The organism is Streptomyces sp. AM8-1-1 (genome assembly GCF_032229325.1).
In the GTDB taxonomy this organism is placed as follows: Bacteria; Actinomycetota; Actinomycetes; order Streptomycetales; family Streptomycetaceae; genus Streptomyces; species Streptomyces achmelvichensis.
The window spans coordinates 6,006,725-6,023,343 of the sequence record NZ_CP135086.1 but is presented as its reverse complement, the minus strand read 5'-3'; the positions used below and the strand labels follow the sequence as shown (position 1 = coordinate 6,023,343).

The 16,619-nt window shown below is 69.1% G+C and carries 11 protein-coding genes; 5 read left to right on the top strand and 6 right to left on the bottom strand.

Annotated features, from left to right (window positions below; all coding sequences use genetic code 11):
• Positions 1-31: 31 nt before the first annotated feature.
• Together RPQ07_RS26820 and RPQ07_RS26815 are read right to left on the bottom strand one after the other, a co-directional pair.
• Positions 32-4,120, bottom strand: a complete 4,089-nt coding sequence (locus tag RPQ07_RS26820) for an Ig domain-containing protein (protein ID WP_313946759.1) — start codon at positions 4,118-4,120, stop codon at positions 32-34.
• Between the two features lie 749 nt (positions 4,121-4,869).
• Positions 4,870-6,312: a regulator gene (locus tag RPQ07_RS26815; protein ID WP_313946758.1), complete on the bottom strand. Its 1,443-nt coding sequence runs from the start codon at positions 6,310-6,312 to the stop codon at positions 4,870-4,872.
• Between the two features lie 239 nt (positions 6,313-6,551).
• Here RPQ07_RS26815 and lipB point away from each other — a divergent pair, with 239 nt between their 5' ends.
• From lipB to RPQ07_RS26795, 4 genes are all read left to right on the top strand, one after another.
• Complete coding sequence (gene lipB / locus RPQ07_RS26810) at positions 6,552-7,370, top strand: lipoyl(octanoyl) transferase LipB (protein WP_313946757.1); 819 nt, start codon at positions 6,552-6,554, stop codon at positions 7,368-7,370.
• A gap of 115 nt (positions 7,371-7,485) precedes the next feature.
• The gene (gene lipA, locus RPQ07_RS26805) at positions 7,486-8,451 is read left to right on the top strand and encodes a lipoyl synthase (RefSeq protein WP_313946756.1); all 966 of its coding nucleotides are present in this window, start codon (positions 7,486-7,488) and stop codon (positions 8,449-8,451) included.
• 331 nt (positions 8,452-8,782) lie between these two features.
• The gene (locus tag RPQ07_RS26800; RefSeq protein WP_313946755.1) at positions 8,783-8,992 is read left to right on the top strand and encodes a hypothetical protein; all 210 of its coding nucleotides are present in this window, start codon (positions 8,783-8,785) and stop codon (positions 8,990-8,992) included.
• 19 nt (positions 8,993-9,011) lie between these two features.
• Positions 9,012-9,719 carry a DUF4191 domain-containing protein gene (locus tag RPQ07_RS26795; protein WP_313946754.1) on the top strand — a complete coding sequence of 236 codons (708 nt, stop codon included), beginning with the start codon at positions 9,012-9,014 and terminating at the stop codon, positions 9,717-9,719.
• A 141-nt stretch (positions 9,720-9,860) separates the two neighbouring features.
• Here RPQ07_RS26795 and RPQ07_RS26790 read toward each other — a convergent pair whose 3' ends face one another.
• On the bottom strand, positions 9,861-10,328 hold the full coding sequence (locus RPQ07_RS26790; protein ID WP_313946753.1) for an RDD family protein: 468 nt from the start codon (positions 10,326-10,328) through the stop codon (positions 9,861-9,863).
• 231 nt (positions 10,329-10,559) lie between these two features.
• Between RPQ07_RS26790 and glnA the strand changes: the two genes are divergently transcribed.
• Positions 10,560-11,969 (top strand): type I glutamate--ammonia ligase, encoded by a 1,410-nt coding sequence (gene glnA, locus RPQ07_RS26785; RefSeq protein ID WP_313946752.1) that lies wholly within the window; start codon positions 10,560-10,562, stop codon positions 11,967-11,969.
• Positions 11,970-12,798: 829 nt separating this feature from the next.
• Here glnA and RPQ07_RS26780 read toward each other — a convergent pair.
• The 3 genes from RPQ07_RS26780 to RPQ07_RS26770 all read right to left on the bottom strand — a co-directional run bounded on the left by RPQ07_RS26780 (position 12,799) and on the right by RPQ07_RS26770 (position 16,482).
• Positions 12,799-14,625: a choline/carnitine O-acyltransferase gene (locus tag RPQ07_RS26780; RefSeq protein ID WP_313946751.1), complete on the bottom strand. Its 1,827-nt coding sequence runs from the start codon at positions 14,623-14,625 to the stop codon at positions 12,799-12,801.
• Between the two features lie 13 nt (positions 14,626-14,638).
• Entirely contained in the window at positions 14,639-15,496 is an 858-nt protein-coding gene (locus tag RPQ07_RS26775) for a class I SAM-dependent methyltransferase (RefSeq protein WP_313946750.1), read from the bottom strand.
• 116 nt (positions 15,497-15,612) lie between these two features.
• Positions 15,613-16,482, bottom strand: coding sequence for an arpA protein (locus RPQ07_RS26770; protein ID WP_313946749.1), 870 nt, complete (start codon positions 16,480-16,482; stop codon positions 15,613-15,615).
• Between the last annotated feature and the right edge of the window lie 137 nt (positions 16,483-16,619).

The following is a 16,619-nucleotide window of genomic DNA, read 5'->3' as shown; positions in this document are numbered from 1 at the left end:
GGGACCATCTCGGCGCGGGAAGCGACGCTGGCTACGTGACCTTGAGCGTGAAGGTGTGGCTCGCGCCCAGCGGTGGAGAGAAGCTGTCCTTGATCGTGACGGTGACGTCGTAGTCACGCGCCGTATCGGGCAGCGTGCCGGTGATCTTGCCGGTCTTCGCGTCGCCGGCGAGCGACGGCGGCAGGCCGGAGAATTCCCAGACGGCCGGCTTGTTGTACGCCTCGGTCCCCCCGGAACCGGTGGGCTGCCACGCGAAGGGCGTGCCTTTGGGTTGCGAAGGCGGCGTCTTCGTCGTATCCAGAGTGGGCGGATGCTCCTCCGCCATAGCGGCAGGTATGCCGATCAGTCCGTTGGCCGCCGCCACCGCGACCCCGTCCACGACGGCCAGCACACCGTAGGCGTAGTTGACCTGCGGTTCGGCCCCGAAGAACCACCGGACGACGGCTCGGAAGAACTGGACGATGTCCGGTGTGTTCTGGAGTACCGCGCTGGCAAGCGCGCACTGCGCCAGCTGCTCGTTGGCGGGAGGATGTTTCTGGACGGCCGCAACACCGCAGCCGAGGCTGACCGAACCCACCAGGAGGTGAGCGATCGAGCCCTCGAAGATGTGGTGGGCCTTGTTGAGCACCGTCCCGAGGTTCTTGAGCAGCGTCGACCGGTACCCGATCTTCTCGATGAGATGACCGACCACGGTCAGACCCAAGTCCACGACGAGCCGGGCTGTCTGGACTCCCCAGGCGGCGGCCCCTTCCTTGTTCTCCCACTTGTAGTCGCCCATGATGGGAGGAATCGTGTAGACGAGTGACGCCAGCGTGAACACATCGGTCGCGGCGTTGATCAGCGCGACGGTGGAGATGACCGACTTCGGTGGCACAGGGTTGTCGGGTGCCGCGTACACAGGCATGTAGTAGTCGCTCACGCCTACGGTCAGCCCTTGCCCGACCATGCAGACGATCCCGAATCCGGCCTGAAGCCTGACCATCTGGGCGTTGAATTCCCAGTCGTCCTCCGCGGGGGTACTCGAGGCGTCGTAGCGCGGATCCCAGGGGGGCAGCGGGATCTCGGGGAAGTCGCCGCCTGGGAACGGCGGGTTGTCGACGCCGTGGATCAGTTTGTGGACGACCGTGTAGAAGAACGCGGCGATGAGGCAGACCAGCTTTCCGAGCGTCAGGTCGCCTGTGGGCTCCGTTCCGGTCGCCATCTTGCCCACCCACTTGTACAGGGTGTTCAACAGGGCACCCACGACAGTCGGGATGGGCAGGTCGAGGAGGTCCCAGAATTTCGCGCTGAGTTTCGACGAGACCTCGAGGAACTTGTCGGCAAGGTCCGACAGTGCGTGGATGGCCTTTTTGACCAGTGAGCGAACCGCTTCGACGACTTCCTCGAAGGCGGACCTGCCGGCGCCACTGCCGGAGTCGACTTCGCAGAATTTGTCGATCGCGTCGTAGAGCAGTTTGCCCTGCTCGATGAGGCTTTCCAGACTCGGCGAACCGAGGAGGGAGCTGAGCAGATCATTGATATCCGCGAGAGTGTCCTCGTCCTGCGGCCGCATCGGCGGGTCCCAGAGCGCCTTGAGTCCCGGATTCGCGGACGAGAACGTCTTGTTGTACATCCACGTGGCCTGCGGTGTACTCAGTTTGTCCTTCTCAAGAGGTGTGCCGGTGGGCGCCGTGGCTGGTGGGACCTTGTTCTGGAAGTCGTCCATGCGGGCGCCCTTGTACTCCGCCAGCAGGGAATCGAGCAGGGCGTCGAACCGGGCCTCCTTGTCCGCGAACCATCCGCGCGCCTGCGGGCGGAGATGGTCGATCGTCGAGACGGCGATCGGACCGAGGGACTTGAACGCTTTCTCGAGTGCTTGCGCGGTGTCCCAGATGTCCTTCAGAGCGAACAAGGACTTCAGCCAGTCGATGGCTCGCTGGACCGCGTCGGCGATCGCCTGGAACACCGCTTCCACGGCGCGCGCGGCCTGCTCCACCGTCTCCACGATGAATTCCCCGAGGGAGACGATGGCGTCGCCGACCCAGATGGCGAGCTTCACGACGGCATCGACGAAGATCTCGGCGATCTGCGTGGCGCCGGTCTTGATTCCCTCCCACACGTCACTCACCCAGCTCGTGACGTCGTCCCACCAGCCACCGTAGGACGGGTGGCTGTCGCGGTAGGCGTGGTAATCGTCGATCTGCTCCTGGGTGCGGAAGATCTGGAACGCCGGCCTGGAGGGATCCCAGAACTGAATGACGTAGCCCTTGACCTCCTGCGGTGCCCGGAAGCCCGCTACGGACATGCGGGGCAGCTTCTCGTCTCCCGTGGCCATGCCGTAGACAGCCTTGCAGTGCTCGACGACGGTCTGCGGTTCGAGCTGGTACTTGTCCTTGATCTTGTTCCAGTCGGCCACGAGCGGCTGTTGCTCCCCTCGGGCGTTCGTGACCTGGGCGTTGCGCAGCTCGTCCGCGTTCAATAGGCCGCGTTGCGAGGGGAGGGTGCCCTTGCCGGCCAGGTAGTCGCTGACGGGGGCGGAGAAGTCGATCGAGGTGTCGTTCGCGACACCCTCGGCATTGAGCACGATGACGGCGGGCGTGAGTCCGCGAGCCGCGACGGAGATGGAGGCCTTCCCCGTGGGCCCGGTCATGGACCGGGCGCTGCGTCCGGGCCCCACGAGGTACGAACGGCTGTCGATCTGCACCTCGACGAGAGTGTCTGCGGAGACGTCGACGGGCTGGTTGGGTACGGCGAACCCCGTCCCGTCGACCAGCGTGACGTCGGCGACGTAGTGGCTGACCAGGTGCGGGTGTTCGGTGGATGTCAGCCGCACCCGGTCCATGGCCCACTCACCGTTGACCAGGTCCTGCGTACAGATGCAGAAGGACTCGGACGGAAGCATTCCCTCCATGGTGATGAGCTCGTTGGGCCGGTAGTCCGGGTACGGGTCCAGGTGATAGGCCGCGACCTTGGCATGCAGGCCCACGGAGACGGTGGTGGCAGCGCCGGAGGTCGCGCGGGCCTCGGTCCACCGCAGACGCAGCGCGTCACCGTCCTGGACATATGCCTGCTGATGGATCACCTGCAGCGTGTTACGACTGTCGAGGCCGAAGACGTGCAGGGAGTTGTCGGCGTCCTGCCAGATCTGCGCGCGTACCAGTTGGACGGGGAGCGAGCCCGCTTCGACGCGGCTGTTGGGGGTCCAGTAGGTGAAGTGCAGCGACCCGTTGGGGTCGAGCCACGCCACACCCACATCACTTTGCTGGTTCATCTGCGGGAGCGCCGGGGCGTTCCAAGTGCCGCAGAACTTGCCGTAGATCGAGGTGTCCGGCTGCTGCCCCTGCGTGCCGGAGAAGCTCACGCGGATGGTGCGTTCCGCCGAGCCGCGGATGTCGCGCAGGTAGACGACGTGGAAGGGCTTGCCCTTTGTCGAGCGGGTGCTGACGAACCCTCCGCCGGCGATGGAGATGGTGTCGGGGGGCACGTTGGGCACGGTGCGTGTGACCGCCGTCCAGCCGTTGATCCCGTCGGAGCCCGGGGTCAGGAACGAGGCTGAGACGATGCCGATGACCAACTGCCTGTCCGTGCCGGATGTTTCGATGTGACCGGATATCAGCGTGGGTCCGGCATCGGGTGAGTAGCTCACGGCCAGGCCGAGTTCGCTGCGCGGCAGGTCGTTCAGCACGCCGGCCTCACGCACCCAGGCGCAGATGGGCTCGCCCTTGTCGGTCCGGCCCTTCTGGACGAGACGCAGAAAGAGCCAGTCGTCGGCGGCCCATGTAGGTACGCACGCCGCCCAGACGGTTCCGTCGGGGTGGACCACGGTCACGACTTCGTCGCACAGCGCCGGCTCGTCGGCAACCACGACCTGCTGCTGCTTCCAGCCGGTTTCGGAGGCGGCCGTGCGCGCGAGGTACGTGAGGTGGCCCTCGTCGTCGATGATGAGCGCTTCCTCACTCCCTTTGTTGAAGGGATTGGCGAAGAGCGCCTGCTGGTTGCGGCCGTCGCGCATGCTCACCGCACTGGCGACCACGGCATCTTCCATCAATTGCGTACTGACGGTGAAGCTGTTCGGCGTCTGCGCGGCGGCGGCAGGGTCGGACCGCTTCGAAGAAGAGGAGAGAAACGTTTCTACGCTCATGGCGTGCAGCTTCCGTGGAGTCGGCCCCAACCGGGCCGTGCAGGTAGAGCTGCCGGGCAATGCCCGGCCGGGGCCACAGAGGGCCGCTGGTCATCGGGACGGCCGGAATCGGTCGTCCAGCGCGCGTCGGCGACATACACACAGAAGGCACGCCATGCACCTGTTGCTCAGCAATGAGAGTGCTTGGTGCGCGAATCGCGGTATAGGACCGGTAGGTCCTTTTGTTCTAAATGACGGCCACTGGCGTGCGCAACCATTAACGCCCAGAAGTTCGAATATGCCGCCATTTCGCCATGGCGCTTTACTTTCAGATACATATTTACTGATTCACGAGTGGCAAAAGGCGCAAAAAGATAGAAAATGACCGAGGTGCGGCCGGAGCCGGTGAAGTCGTCGCCCCCGCTCCGCCGCCGGGGCTCCGCCCCGAACCCCGTGCCTCAAACGCCGGCGAGGCTGAACCTGCCCGACCACAAGCCCGTCCGGCGATTGAGGACACGTCCGCAGGACGTGCGGGCACACACCGACGCGCAGCCCCGTGCCGGGCCCCACCCCACATGCCGCGCCTTCACAAGGACGGCAACCCAGCCCGTCCGGCGATTGAGGACACGGCCACAGGACGTGCGGGCACACACCGACGCGCGACCCCGTGGCGGGGCTCCGCCCCGAACCCCGCGCCTCAAACGCCGGCGAGGCTGAGTTTGCCCGCACACCCGACGAAACAAGGGCAGGCGGCAACCCCAGCCGTGCCGCTACCCCAGTGTCGAGACCCGGTCCCGGTACCCCCGCACCGGCGCCGCGTCCCGGTACGGCTCCAGTCGGCGCTCGAAGTCGCGTACGTACTCCACCGCCCTCGCCGACCGCATCTCCGACGCCTGGAGCGCCGCCTCCGCGCCCAGCGCGCACGCCTGGTCCAGTTCGCCCAGGCCCAGCCGTGCCGACGCCAGCACCACCCGGCAGAACAGGCGGCTGCGCGCGAATCCCGGGGCGCGGAGCTGGAGTGAGCGTTCCGCGTGCTGGATCGCCGGGCGGTACTGCTGGAGGTCCCGGTGGCAGTGGCCCATCTCGTCGGCCAGCTGTGCCTCGTCGAAGGTCCGCGCCCAGTGCGGCACCTCGTCCCCCGGCCGCGCCGTCTCCAGCGCCCTCTCCGCCCGGACCAGCGCCGCCGTGCATGCGCGGACCTCGCCCAGGACCCCGTGCCCCCGCGCCTCCACCGAGTGCAGCATCGCCTGCACCAGCGGCGGCGCCGCCGACCCCATGCCCTGCTGGGCGACCCGGGTGAGCTGCACGGCCTCGCGCCCGTGGCCGAGGTAGACCGCCTGGCGGCTCATGGTGACCAGCACATAGGAGCCGTAGGCCCGGTCCCCCGCCGCCTGGGCGAGCCGCAGCGCCTGGACGAAGTAGCGCTGGGCCAGTCCGTGCGCCGCGATGTCGTACGAGGTCCACCCGGCCAGCCGGGTCAGATCGGCGACCGCGGCGAACAGGCGCCGCCCGGTCGTCTCGCCGTACGAGCCGCGCAGCATCGGCTCGGCCTCGTGCTCCAGGTAGCGCACCAGCGCCTGCCGGGCGTGCCCACCGCCGTACGCGTGGTCGAGCGTGCGGAACAGCTCGCCCACCGAGCGCAGCGCCGCGATGTCGCCGCCGGACACCCGCTGGCCGGGCCCGCGGTCGGCGGTGCCGCGCTGCCGCGGTACGGCGGACGTGCCGCCCTGGGCGGGCACCCTGGCGCCCGTCCCGTCGCCCCGCCCCACACGCTCGTCGGCCCGCCCGATCAGCCAGTCCCGGCTCGGCACGACCAGCCCCGCGGGCGTGAACGCGATCTTCCGCAGTTCCGCGTGGCTGCCGGAGTCCTTGCGCCACAGACCGCCGACGATGTCCACGGCCTCCTCGGGGGTCGCGGCGAACTCCAGACCCGCGTACACCGGCGCACAGGCGTCCAGGCCCAGGTCCTGGGCGGACAGCCGGCGCCCGAGGCGGCGGGTGAACACCTCGGCGATGAGCGCGGGCGTCGTCCCGCGCGGCTGCTGACCGCGGAGCCAGCGCGTCACGGACGTCTTGTCGTAGCGCAGGTCCAGGCCGTGCTCGAGTCCCAGCTGGTCCACCCTGCGGGCAAGTCCTGCGTTGGAGAATCCGGCTTCTGCGATGAGCGCGGCGAGCTGGCGGTTGGGGATGCGCTGCGATGGTCGTTCCGTCATCAGCTGTGCGGTCTCCTGCCTTCCGGGCCGGTCGCCAGCCCTCATGGAACGGCGTGAATTTAGCGGCCCATCGCGCCCGGACCGCCACCTTCGCCCCACATTCATCCGATCGTGTGAGGATTGGCGTCGATGCTGACAAGCACTGACGGCAGGCACCCCCGGGCGGCATTTCCGCGAGCCGCCGTACAGTGGCTGGGGCGCACATATGTGCACGGTGAAGGTTCTAGGGAGGCACTGCCGTGAGTGAGCTGCGGTTCGTCCGGCTGGGGTTCGGCGAGGACGCCGTCGAGTACCAGGAGGCATGGCAGAAGCAGCGCGAGGTCCATGCCGCCCGGTTCCAGGACGAGATCCCGGACACCTGTCTGCTGCTGGAGCACCCGCCCGTGTACACGGCGGGACGGCGTACGGCCGACAGTGAGCGCCCCCTGGACGGCACGCCCGTGGTCGACGTCGACCGCGGCGGCAAGATCACCTGGCACGGACCCGGCCAGCTGGTGGGCTACCCGATCCTGAAGCTGCCGCGTCCCGTCGACGTCGTCGCGCATGTGCGCCGGCTGGAGGACGCGCTGATCCGCGCGTGCGCGGAGTTCGGGGTGGAGACCAGCCGCGTCGAGGGCCGCAGCGGCGTGTGGGTGCTCGGCGACCCGGTGGAGCAGCGCCCTTCGCTCGGCGGTCTGTCGCTCGACTTCGACCCGCGGCTCGAGGACGAGGAGTTCGATCCCCGGCTGAACGGGCCCGAGTACGCCCCGTCCAACGCCGGCCAGCGCCGCGAGGACCGCAAGCTCGCCGCCATCGGCATCCGTATCGCCAAGGGCGTCTCGATGCACGGTTTCGCGCTCAACGTGAACCCGGACAACACCTGGTTCGACCGGATCGTGCCGTGCGGCATCCGGGACGCCGGAGTCACCTCCCTGGCCAATGAGCTCGGCCGGGATGTGACCATGGAGGAGGTGCTCCCCGTCGTGGAGAAGCACCTCCGGGCCGTGCTGGAGAACGCGGAGCTGCGGCCGAGGATCGTGGACGCCGCCCCGGATGTGACCGTGGAAGCCGCCGTATAGGGAATGCACCCCTGGGTCCGCGGGTTGGCCGGACGTAGGGCCGAACAATTGACGGGCGTACCCTGGTGTGCGCCGCAGAATCGAATGCCGCGCGATCGCAGAAAGGGGCGCCGACGTGTCCGCTGTCGCACCCGACGGACGCAAGATGCTGCGCCTGGAGGTCCGGAACAGCCAGACCCCCATCGAGCGCAAGCCCGAGTGGATCAAGACCCGGGCGAAGATGGGCCCCGAGTACACGCAGATGCAGAAACTCGTCAAGAGCGAGGGACTGCACACCGTGTGCCAGGAGGCGGGCTGTCCCAACATCTACGAATGCTGGGAGGACCGCGAGGCGACCTTCCTCATCGGTGGCGACCAGTGCACCCGGCGCTGTGACTTCTGCCAGATCGACACGGGCAAGCCGCAGGCCCTCGACCGTGACGAGCCGCGCCGGGTGGGCGAGTCCGTCGTCACGATGGACCTGAACTACGCCACCATCACCGGCGTCGCCCGCGACGACCTGGACGACGGCGGCGCCTGGCTGTACGCGGAGACCGTGCGCCAGATCCACACGATGACCGCGGAGCGCGAGGGCGGCCACACCAAGGTCGAGCTCCTCATCCCCGACTTCAACGCGGTGCCCGAGCAGCTGGCCGAGGTCTTCTCCTCGCGCCCCGAGGTGCTCGCGCACAACGTCGAGACCGTGCCGCGGATCTTCAAGCGGATCCGCCCCGGCTTCCGTTACGAGCGCTCCCTGGAAGTGATCACCCGCGCCCGCGAGGCGGGGCTGGTCACCAAGTCGAACCTCATCCTGGGCATGGGCGAGACCCGTGAGGAGGTCAGCGAGGCACTGCGGCACCTGCACGAGGCCGGCTGCGAGCTGATCACCATCACGCAGTACCTCCGCCCCTCCGTGCGCCACCACCCGGTCGAGCGCTGGGTGAAGCCGCACGAGTTCGTGGAGCTGAAGGACGAGGCCGAGGAGATCGGCTTCTCCGGTGTCATGTCGGGTCCGCTGGTGCGCTCGTCGTACCGCGCGGGCCGGCTGTTCGGGCAGGCCATGGAGCGCCGCAGCGCGGTCGCCGCCGGAAAGACGGGCTGACGGACCGGCCTCCGACGACGCCCGGACCGTGTGAAATCGGGCACAAGTGACTACCGCCGAGTAACGGCGAGTTCGACGCGGCTCGTACGCCCCCCGCAGGTCGGGACGGGTGTACGGGCCGCGTCAGTGTCCGCGGGCGGGGCGTAAAGGTTTCATCGGTGTTTGACCCGTCAGTCATGCGCTGGTAACACCAATCAGTGACTCTGGCTTTACGCACCGCACTCGGCGCTCCCCGGACAGCTCCCCGCATCCGGTCAGGGCGAGTCGCCCACCGCACCGCGCCGAGCACACCCGCACTCCGTCGTCACCCACCCCGAGGGGGACCGTCACCATGCAGGCCGCGCCAGTACGTCCCGTAAGCGCAACCGCCATCCCGTCCGTCACCGACGCCCTGCGCGCCATGGAGTCACTGCTCCTCGGCAGCGGGCAGCGCACCGCCCGGCGCAACGCCTGGACATCGGTCCTGGAGGACCGCCGCCGGGCCAAGGACCGCGTCGAGGCCCAGCACGTACTCGAGGCCGTGGCCGGACGCACTTCCTAGGCCACGTAAACTTCCCGGTATGGCGAGGAAGGCAAACTCTGACAGCGGCGAGTCCGCTGAGAACCCCGGGCGGCTCAAGCAGATCGCCCTGACGTACAAGATGACCCGGAAGGCCGACCCGAAGATCGGTCTGATCCTCGCGGGTGTGGGAATCGTCACCTTCGGTGTCCTCCTCGCGATCGGTTACCTGATCGGTCATCCCATCTATCTCGGAATCCTGGGCTTCCTGCTCGCCTTCCTCGCGATGGCGATCATCTTCGGGCGCCGGGCCGAGAGGGCGGCGTTCGGACAGATGGAGGGCCAGCCGGGTGCGGCGGCCGCCGTCCTGCAGAACGTGGGCCGCGGCTGGACGACGACTCCCGCCGTCGCGATGAACCGCAGCCAGGACGTCGTTCACCGGGCCGTCGGCAAGGCCGGCATCGTCCTGGTGGCCGAGGGCAACCCGAACCGGCTGAAGTCGCTGCTCGCGGCCGAGAAGAAGCGCATGGCGCGGATCGTGGTGGACGTGCCGGTGCACGACATCGTGGTGGGCGAAGGCGAGGGCCAGGTGCCGCTGAAGAAGCTGCGCACCACGATGCTCAAGCTCCCCCGCGTACTCACCGGACCGCAGGTCACGGCTGCCAACGACCGGCTGCGGGCGCTGGGCGACCTGATGAGCAACATGCCGCTGCCGAAGGGGCCGATGCCGAAGGGCATGCGGATGCCGCGCGGTGGCAAGATGCGCTGACGCGCACACGCGCGACGAACACGCAGAAGGGCGGCCGGGACATGTGTCCCGGCCGCCCTTCTTGCCTGCTCTGCTGTGTGCCGTGCTCGGCGTGCGTGCTCGGTGTGCCGTGCTCGGTGTGCCGTGCTCGGTGTGCGCTCTCTAGATGCGGACCTGCACGGCGCGGGCCAGGCGGTCGTGCAGTCCGCGGCCGTCCCGGTCCCAGATGAGGGCCGGGATCGCGAGGCAGAGCAGTACGGTCCGCACGGCGACCCGGACGAAGCCCAGCCGGCCGCCCTCCTCGGACACGACGCGCAGCCCGAGCAGCCGCTTGCCCGGGGTGAAACCGACCGTGCCCACGGTCAGCAGCCCCAGGGCGAGGAAGATGCCGAGAGCCCAGTTGCCGGCCGCCTGCCGGTCACCCTGGGCGAAGAGCCCGTATGCGATCAGGAGGCAGAGCCCCCAGTCGACGAAAAGGGCGCCGAAGCGCCGCCCGAGCGGGGCGATGGAACCCGGCCCCGACTCCGGCAGACCGAGCCGCCGGCCCCGGTGACCGAACTCGGCGCCCATGTCCTCGGCCGCCGCGCGGGGGCCGGACAGCCACGATCCGATTGCTTGCCTGTTGTCCACCCGTCCACGGTACTGCGCCCGCATTCGCGCCCTTCCGCCCGGGCCCCCGGCCGTTCCTCGCGGGCATGTCACTCTCTCGATCCACCCCGCCCGGTTAACTTGGGCGAAACAAATGGGTCATGCTGGAGAAATCCCGTCTGCCTAAGGTCGGGTCCCAGCGTGTGCCACCGCACTGGCCGCACAACCGAGCTGCAACCCCGCCCCTCCCGGGTCGGGAGTAGGAGGAGTTGGATGTTCCAGAACGCCGACGACGCGAAGAAGTTCATCGCTGACGAAGATGTCAAGTTCATCGATGTCCGGTTCTGCGACCTGCCGGGCGTGATGCAGCACTTCACGATCCCCGCAGCGGCGTTCGACCCGGACGACGAGCTTGCATTCGACGGCTCGTCGATCCGCGGCTTCCAGGCCATCCACGAGTCCGACATGGCGCTCCGCGCGGACCTGTCGACCGCCCGGGTCGACCCCTTCCGCCGCGACAAGACCGTCAACATCAACTTCTTCATCCACGACCCGATCACGGGCGAGCAGTACAGCCGCGACCCGCGCAACATCGCCAAGAAGGCCGAGGCCTACCTCGCGTCGACCGGCATCGCGGACACCGCGTACTTCGGCCCGGAGGCCGAGTTCTACGTCTTCGACAACGTCCGCTTCCAGACGTCGGCGAATGAGAGCTTCTACCACATCGACTCCGAGGCCGGCGCCTGGAACACCGGTGCGCTCGAGAACAACCGCGGCTACAAGGTCCGCTACAAGGGCGGCTACTTCCCGGCCCCGCCGGTCGACCACTTCGCCGACCTGCGTGCCGAGATCTCCCTGGAGCTGGACAAGAACGGCCTCCAGGTCGAGCGCCAGCACCACGAGGTGGGCACGGCCGGCCAGGCCGAGATCAACTACAAGTTCAACACGCTGCTGGCCGCGGCCGACGACCTGATGCTCTTCAAGTACATCGTGAAGAACGTCGCCTGGCGCAACGGCAAGACCGCGACCTTCATGCCGAAGCCGATCTTCGGCGACAACGGCTCGGGCATGCACGTCCACCAGTCGCTGTGGCAGGGCGGCGTGCCGCTGTTCTACGACGAGCAGGGCTACGCGGGCCTGTCCGACACCGCCCGGTACTACATCGGCGGCATCCTCAAGCACGCGCCGTCGCTGCTGGCCTTCACCAACCCGACGGTGAACTCCTACCACCGCCTGGTCCCGGGCTTCGAGGCGCCGGTCAACCTGGTGTACTCGCAGCGCAACCGCTCGGCTGCGATGCGTATCCCGATCACGGGCTCGAACCCGAAGGCCAAGCGCGTCGAGTTCCGCGCCCCGGACCCGTCGTCGAACCCGTACCTGGCGTTCTCGGCGCTGCTGCTCGCGGGCCTGGACGGCGTCAAGAACAAGATCGAGCCGGCGGAGCCGATCGACAAGGACCTCTACGAGCTGGCCCCCGAGGAGCACGCGGGCGTCCCGCAGGTCCCGACCTCGCTCCCGGCGGTGCTGGACGCGCTGGAGGCGGACAACGAGTACCTCCAGGCGGGTGGCGTGTTCACGTCCGACCTGATCGAGACGTGGATCGACTACAAGCGGACGAACGAGATCGCCCCGATCCAGCTGCGGCCGCACCCGCACGAGTTCGAGCTGTACTTCGACATCTAAGAACGCCGCAGGTCAGAGCGGGCTTCTGCTCTCCTGTGCGGTCTGTGGGCCGTCGGCCGCGCTTCCCTTGCGGGGAGGCGCGGCCGGCGGCCTTTTGCTTGCGACCAGGCGGTTGCAGCCCGGCCCGTTCGGCTTCACGGCGAAGGACCAGGCCATTCCAGCCCCGCCGGCGATTGAGGCGCGGGGACCGGGGCGGAGCCCCGCAACCGGGCCGCGCCTCGAACCCGACCCACCGCCCGGACTGTCCCGCATGCCCTGCGGGCATGTCCTCAATCGCCGGACGGGCTTGATGTGCGGCCCCTCGCCGGGCCATTCCAGCCCCGCCGGCGATTGAGGCGCGGGGACCGGGGCGGAGCCCCGCAACCGGGCCGCGCCTCGAACCCGACCCACCGCCGGGACCGTCCCGCATGCCCTGCGGGCATGTCCTCAATCGCCGGACGGGCTTGATGTGCGGCCCCTCGCCGGGCCATTCCAGCCCCGCCGGCGATTGAGGCGCGGGGACCGGGGCGGAGCCCCGCAACCGGGCCGCGCCTCGAACCCGGCCCCCCGCCGGGACCGTCCCGCATGCCCTGCGGGCATGTCCTCAATCGCCGGACGGGCTTGATGTGCGGCCCCTCGCCGGGCCATTCCAGCCCCGCCGGCGATTGAGGCGCGGGGACCGGGGCGGAGCCCCGCAACCGGGCCGCGCCTCGAACCCGACCCACCGCCGGGACCGTCCCGCATGCCCTGCGGGCATGTCCTCAATCGCCGGACGGGCTTGATGTGCGGCCCCTTGCCAAGGAGGCAAGCCGGGCCATTCCAGCCCCGCCGGCGATGGAGGCGCGGCCCCCTACCGGCTGGGGGTGCCGTCCGCCAGCAGACCCCTCAGTTCCGTCACCACCCCCCGCAGCTCCTCCGCGAAGCTCTCCATCTGGTCCGCCACCGCCAGGGGTGTGCTCAGGTAGAGGTTGAAGCGCTCCGGGAGCAGCACGTACGCGATGCCGATGCAGCGGCTGCTTGTCGAGCCGAAGCCGAAGTACTGGATGTTGGCCGAGGGTGCCGAGCTCGTGCTCAGGTAGTCGTCGCGCATCGTCAGCCAGCCCGGGGTGCGGTACAGCGCGGGCTGTTCCAGTACGCCCAGTTCCGCGCCCCGGCGGCGCTGGATCAGTTCCAGCTCCCACAGGTGCTGCTCGGGGACCTGGCCCGCCTGGGACTCCTTCGCGCGGGTCACATGCGCGCGGGCCGCGGCGTGGAAGGCGGCGCGACGGGTCTCCGTGTCCGTCGACGGGTCCTCCATCGTGTCCGTGAACGTGACCATCTCGGGAGTGACGACCCGCATCGCCTCGGTGCGCCCGTACCGGTACTGCCGGGTGGCGATCGACTCGTACGTGGCGCCCAGGTGCCCCTTCGCGCGCCGGTGGGCGAGCTGGTAGGCGACCTGGACGAAGGCGTCCGGCGACACCCCGAGAGCCTTCGCCGCGCTGCTGCCGAAGTCCTCGAAGGACACGGTCCTGGTGGCCGTTGCGGCCCCGTACGCGGCGAACGCCTCGGCGGCCGCCCGGGCCCGGTCGCGCTGTGCCTCGTCCAGTTCGAAGACGATGGGCTCCAGGGCCGGCAGGCCCTGCGGGCGGGCGCCGGACCGCCGGGACTGTTCCTCCGCCGGGGTGTTCAGCAGCGCGTCGACGAAGCTGAGGATGGTCGTCCCGTCGAGCTCGCAGTGCTCCACGTTGATACCGGCCCGGCCGTCCGCGAACACGATCAGGGACACGGCCTTGTCGAACCAGCGGTTGCCGCGGTCGCCGTACAGCAGCTCGTCACAGGCCTCCTGGATGTCCGCCGGGGCGAAGTCCTCGAGAGCGACGCAGAACAGCGCGGTCTCGATGTCGTCGAGGGCCGCCGCGTTGACGGGGTGGCCGGCGATCAGGGATTCGCGGGTGGCCGCCCACTCCGCGCGGGCCATGGTGGTGAAGTGACCCGCCGAGGTGTCGGCGTCGGGCTCGCCCCCGGCCTTCATGACGGCACACAGGCCCGCCTCGAGGTCCTCCAGGCTGTGCGGCGCACCGTCCGGCCCGAGCACCTCCAGCCGGAACATCGCGCCGCGGAAGAAGACGACGATGTGCCGGGCCGCGGACGGCCCCGGCCAGGCGTCGGTGTACGGGGCGCGGACGGAGTCCAGCTGCGCCCCGGGAATGCGGGTGGTGGAGAACAGGAAGGCGTTCTGCACCATCGACTGGGGCACACCCCGCTGCACCACCGGCTCGATCAGCCCCTGGTCGAGCTGCCTCTTGTAGTCGAGGGCCCCGGCGATGAGCCCGGCCGCGCGTTCCACCTGCGGCTTGTCGGAGTCCTGGAAGAGGAAGAAGAAGTTGGCGTTGAGGGCGATCCGGTCCCGGCGGCCCAGGTAGCGGTACGGCCAGAAGGTGTCGAGCCAGCTGTGCACGCCCTCGGCGGCGTCGTACTCCTCCAGGGCGCCGTGCAGGACCCGGCCGGGGCCGTCCGGGCGGAGGAACTCGGCCACCTCCGCCCGGGTCGCCTCCAGTTCGCCGGCGGACAGCAGCGGCGCGCACCAGGTGAGGAACCGCTCGCAGCTCGCCTCGAGGGCGGGCAGCGGTACCTGCGGCAGGCTCTCCTCCTGGGCGAAGGTCGCATTGCCTGCTGCTTCCTGACTGATCTTCACTTCTGTACTCGATTCAGATCGTGGTGGGCACGGGTGGTGTGTCCTGCGGCCGGGAGAGATAGAGCTGTGCGTGGAGCCAGCCTTCCGCCTCCAGGCCCCGCGCATCCACCCCCGCGGCCGACATGCCGTCGAGGACGAGAGCCTGCTCCTCCGGGGAGGCGAAACGGCGCTGTTTGAAGACCTCGTCGACGAGGATCGTCCGGTAGCCGAGGCCGTCCAGCGCGCGTTCGACGGAGTCGAAGGGGAACATCCGCAGCACGAAGTGGGCCATCCACGGCCGGCCGCCCTCCTGCGCCTCGACGACACGCAGCAGGGTGCGCTCGGTGACGTAGCCGAGGCAGCCGGTCGAGATCACCAGGTCGGTCCCGGCGAACTGGGCGCGCTGGCGGGGGGTCGGCTCGTTCCGTTCGAGGTCGGCGTGGACGGCATCGTCGAGGAAGCCGGACTCCCGGGCGTAGTCGAGCGCGGGCGCCGAGGTGTCGAGTCCGACCACGCGCAGGCCGTTGGCGGGCCGCCGCGACCGGGACAGCCCGCGGTCCCGTGCCACGAGTTCCTCCCGCGACCGCGTGTCCTCCTCGGCGGCGTCCCGCTCCTCGTCGCCGCAGTAGCGGGCGTACAACTCGTCCATGGTGGCGTCGTACTTGAGCAGCGCGGCGTTGATCCCGTACGAGCAGCCGATGTCCAGGACCTGGGGCACCTCGACGTTGCGGGCTTCTCGGTACTCCTTGATCAGCTTCTCGAAATAGGGCTTGGCCTGCTGGGGAACGCAGTAGCCGAGCGGGCGCAGCACGCTGAAGTAGGCGCGCGGATCCGGCTGTGTGTAGATGTGGTCGAGCGTGACTTTTCCGGTCGCGTCGAAACGCACAGGCATGACTCCTCGATGGGTCGCCAGGGGGAAATGCGCCGGGAAACGGCGGCGGTTCACCGCCCGCCGGGGGGGGCCGTACGCCGGCCGATCGGCCGATCGGCCGGCATCCGGGCCGTACGTCAGTCGAGCAGCCGGTCGCCGCGGACCGCCCGCCCCTCCGCCTCGATGTGCTCGGGCAGCACCCGGCCGAAGAGCTGGCGGGTCCTCGCCACGCTCCCGATGACGCCGGGCCGCTCGCTGTACGCGAAGATCGCCGAGTGGCGGGCGAGGTCGCCGCGCACGGGGCTGACGCGGTGCAGCGAGTAGCGCCCCTTGAACAGCTGGAGGTCGCCGGGCTGCAGCGGCAGCCGGCGGACGAGCCGCTCACCACGCCCCTGAAGCACGTCCCGTACGTCGTCGAAGCGTTCGTCCTCGGCGGACCTGATGCCGGGGCAGTACTCGAAGACGCCGCCCGCCTCCGCCTGCTGGGTCAGCATGCTCACGGTGAACTCGTTCGTGTCGAAGTGCCAGGGGTGTTCCATACCGGGCTCGACGACATTGAGCACGAGACCGGACAGCGGGTCCGCCAATTCGTGCAGTTCGGGGAGGCCGAAGCAGCGGGCGACGAAGGACTGGACGTCGGGATGGGTGTACAGCCGGCTGATGAGGGAGGCTTCGGGGACCCGGTCGCGGGCGACGAAGGCGTTGCCCCGCCGGAACGTGGTCCGGCCGGGATGCCCCTCCGGGAGGTCGGAGTCGACGGCGATGTTGTAGACGTTGACGGTCTCGACGTCGAAGTGGGCGCGGGGGGCGATGTCCGCGGACTCCTGCCGTAGCACGTCGCGCAGGTCGGCGCGGATGAAGTCCGTCAGGACGGTGCAGCCGGTGGTGGCGAGTTCGCGACGCGCGCGGGACACCACGGCCTGTCCTTCGGCGCCTTCGAGGTCGGACAGGGGGTAGCGGGCGGTGTCGACCACATGGCCGAGTGGCAGGGCTTCCAGGGTGCTCATTCGATCAGTCCCTCATCCTTGGTCCCAACTCACCTGAAGAGCAGCAGAGTTGAAGCTCCCACAGCACCGGCGGGTTGTCTGTGACTCGTCACACTGCGCAGAGGGGTGTGGCCGGGCGGTGAACGTGCCGGGAGTCG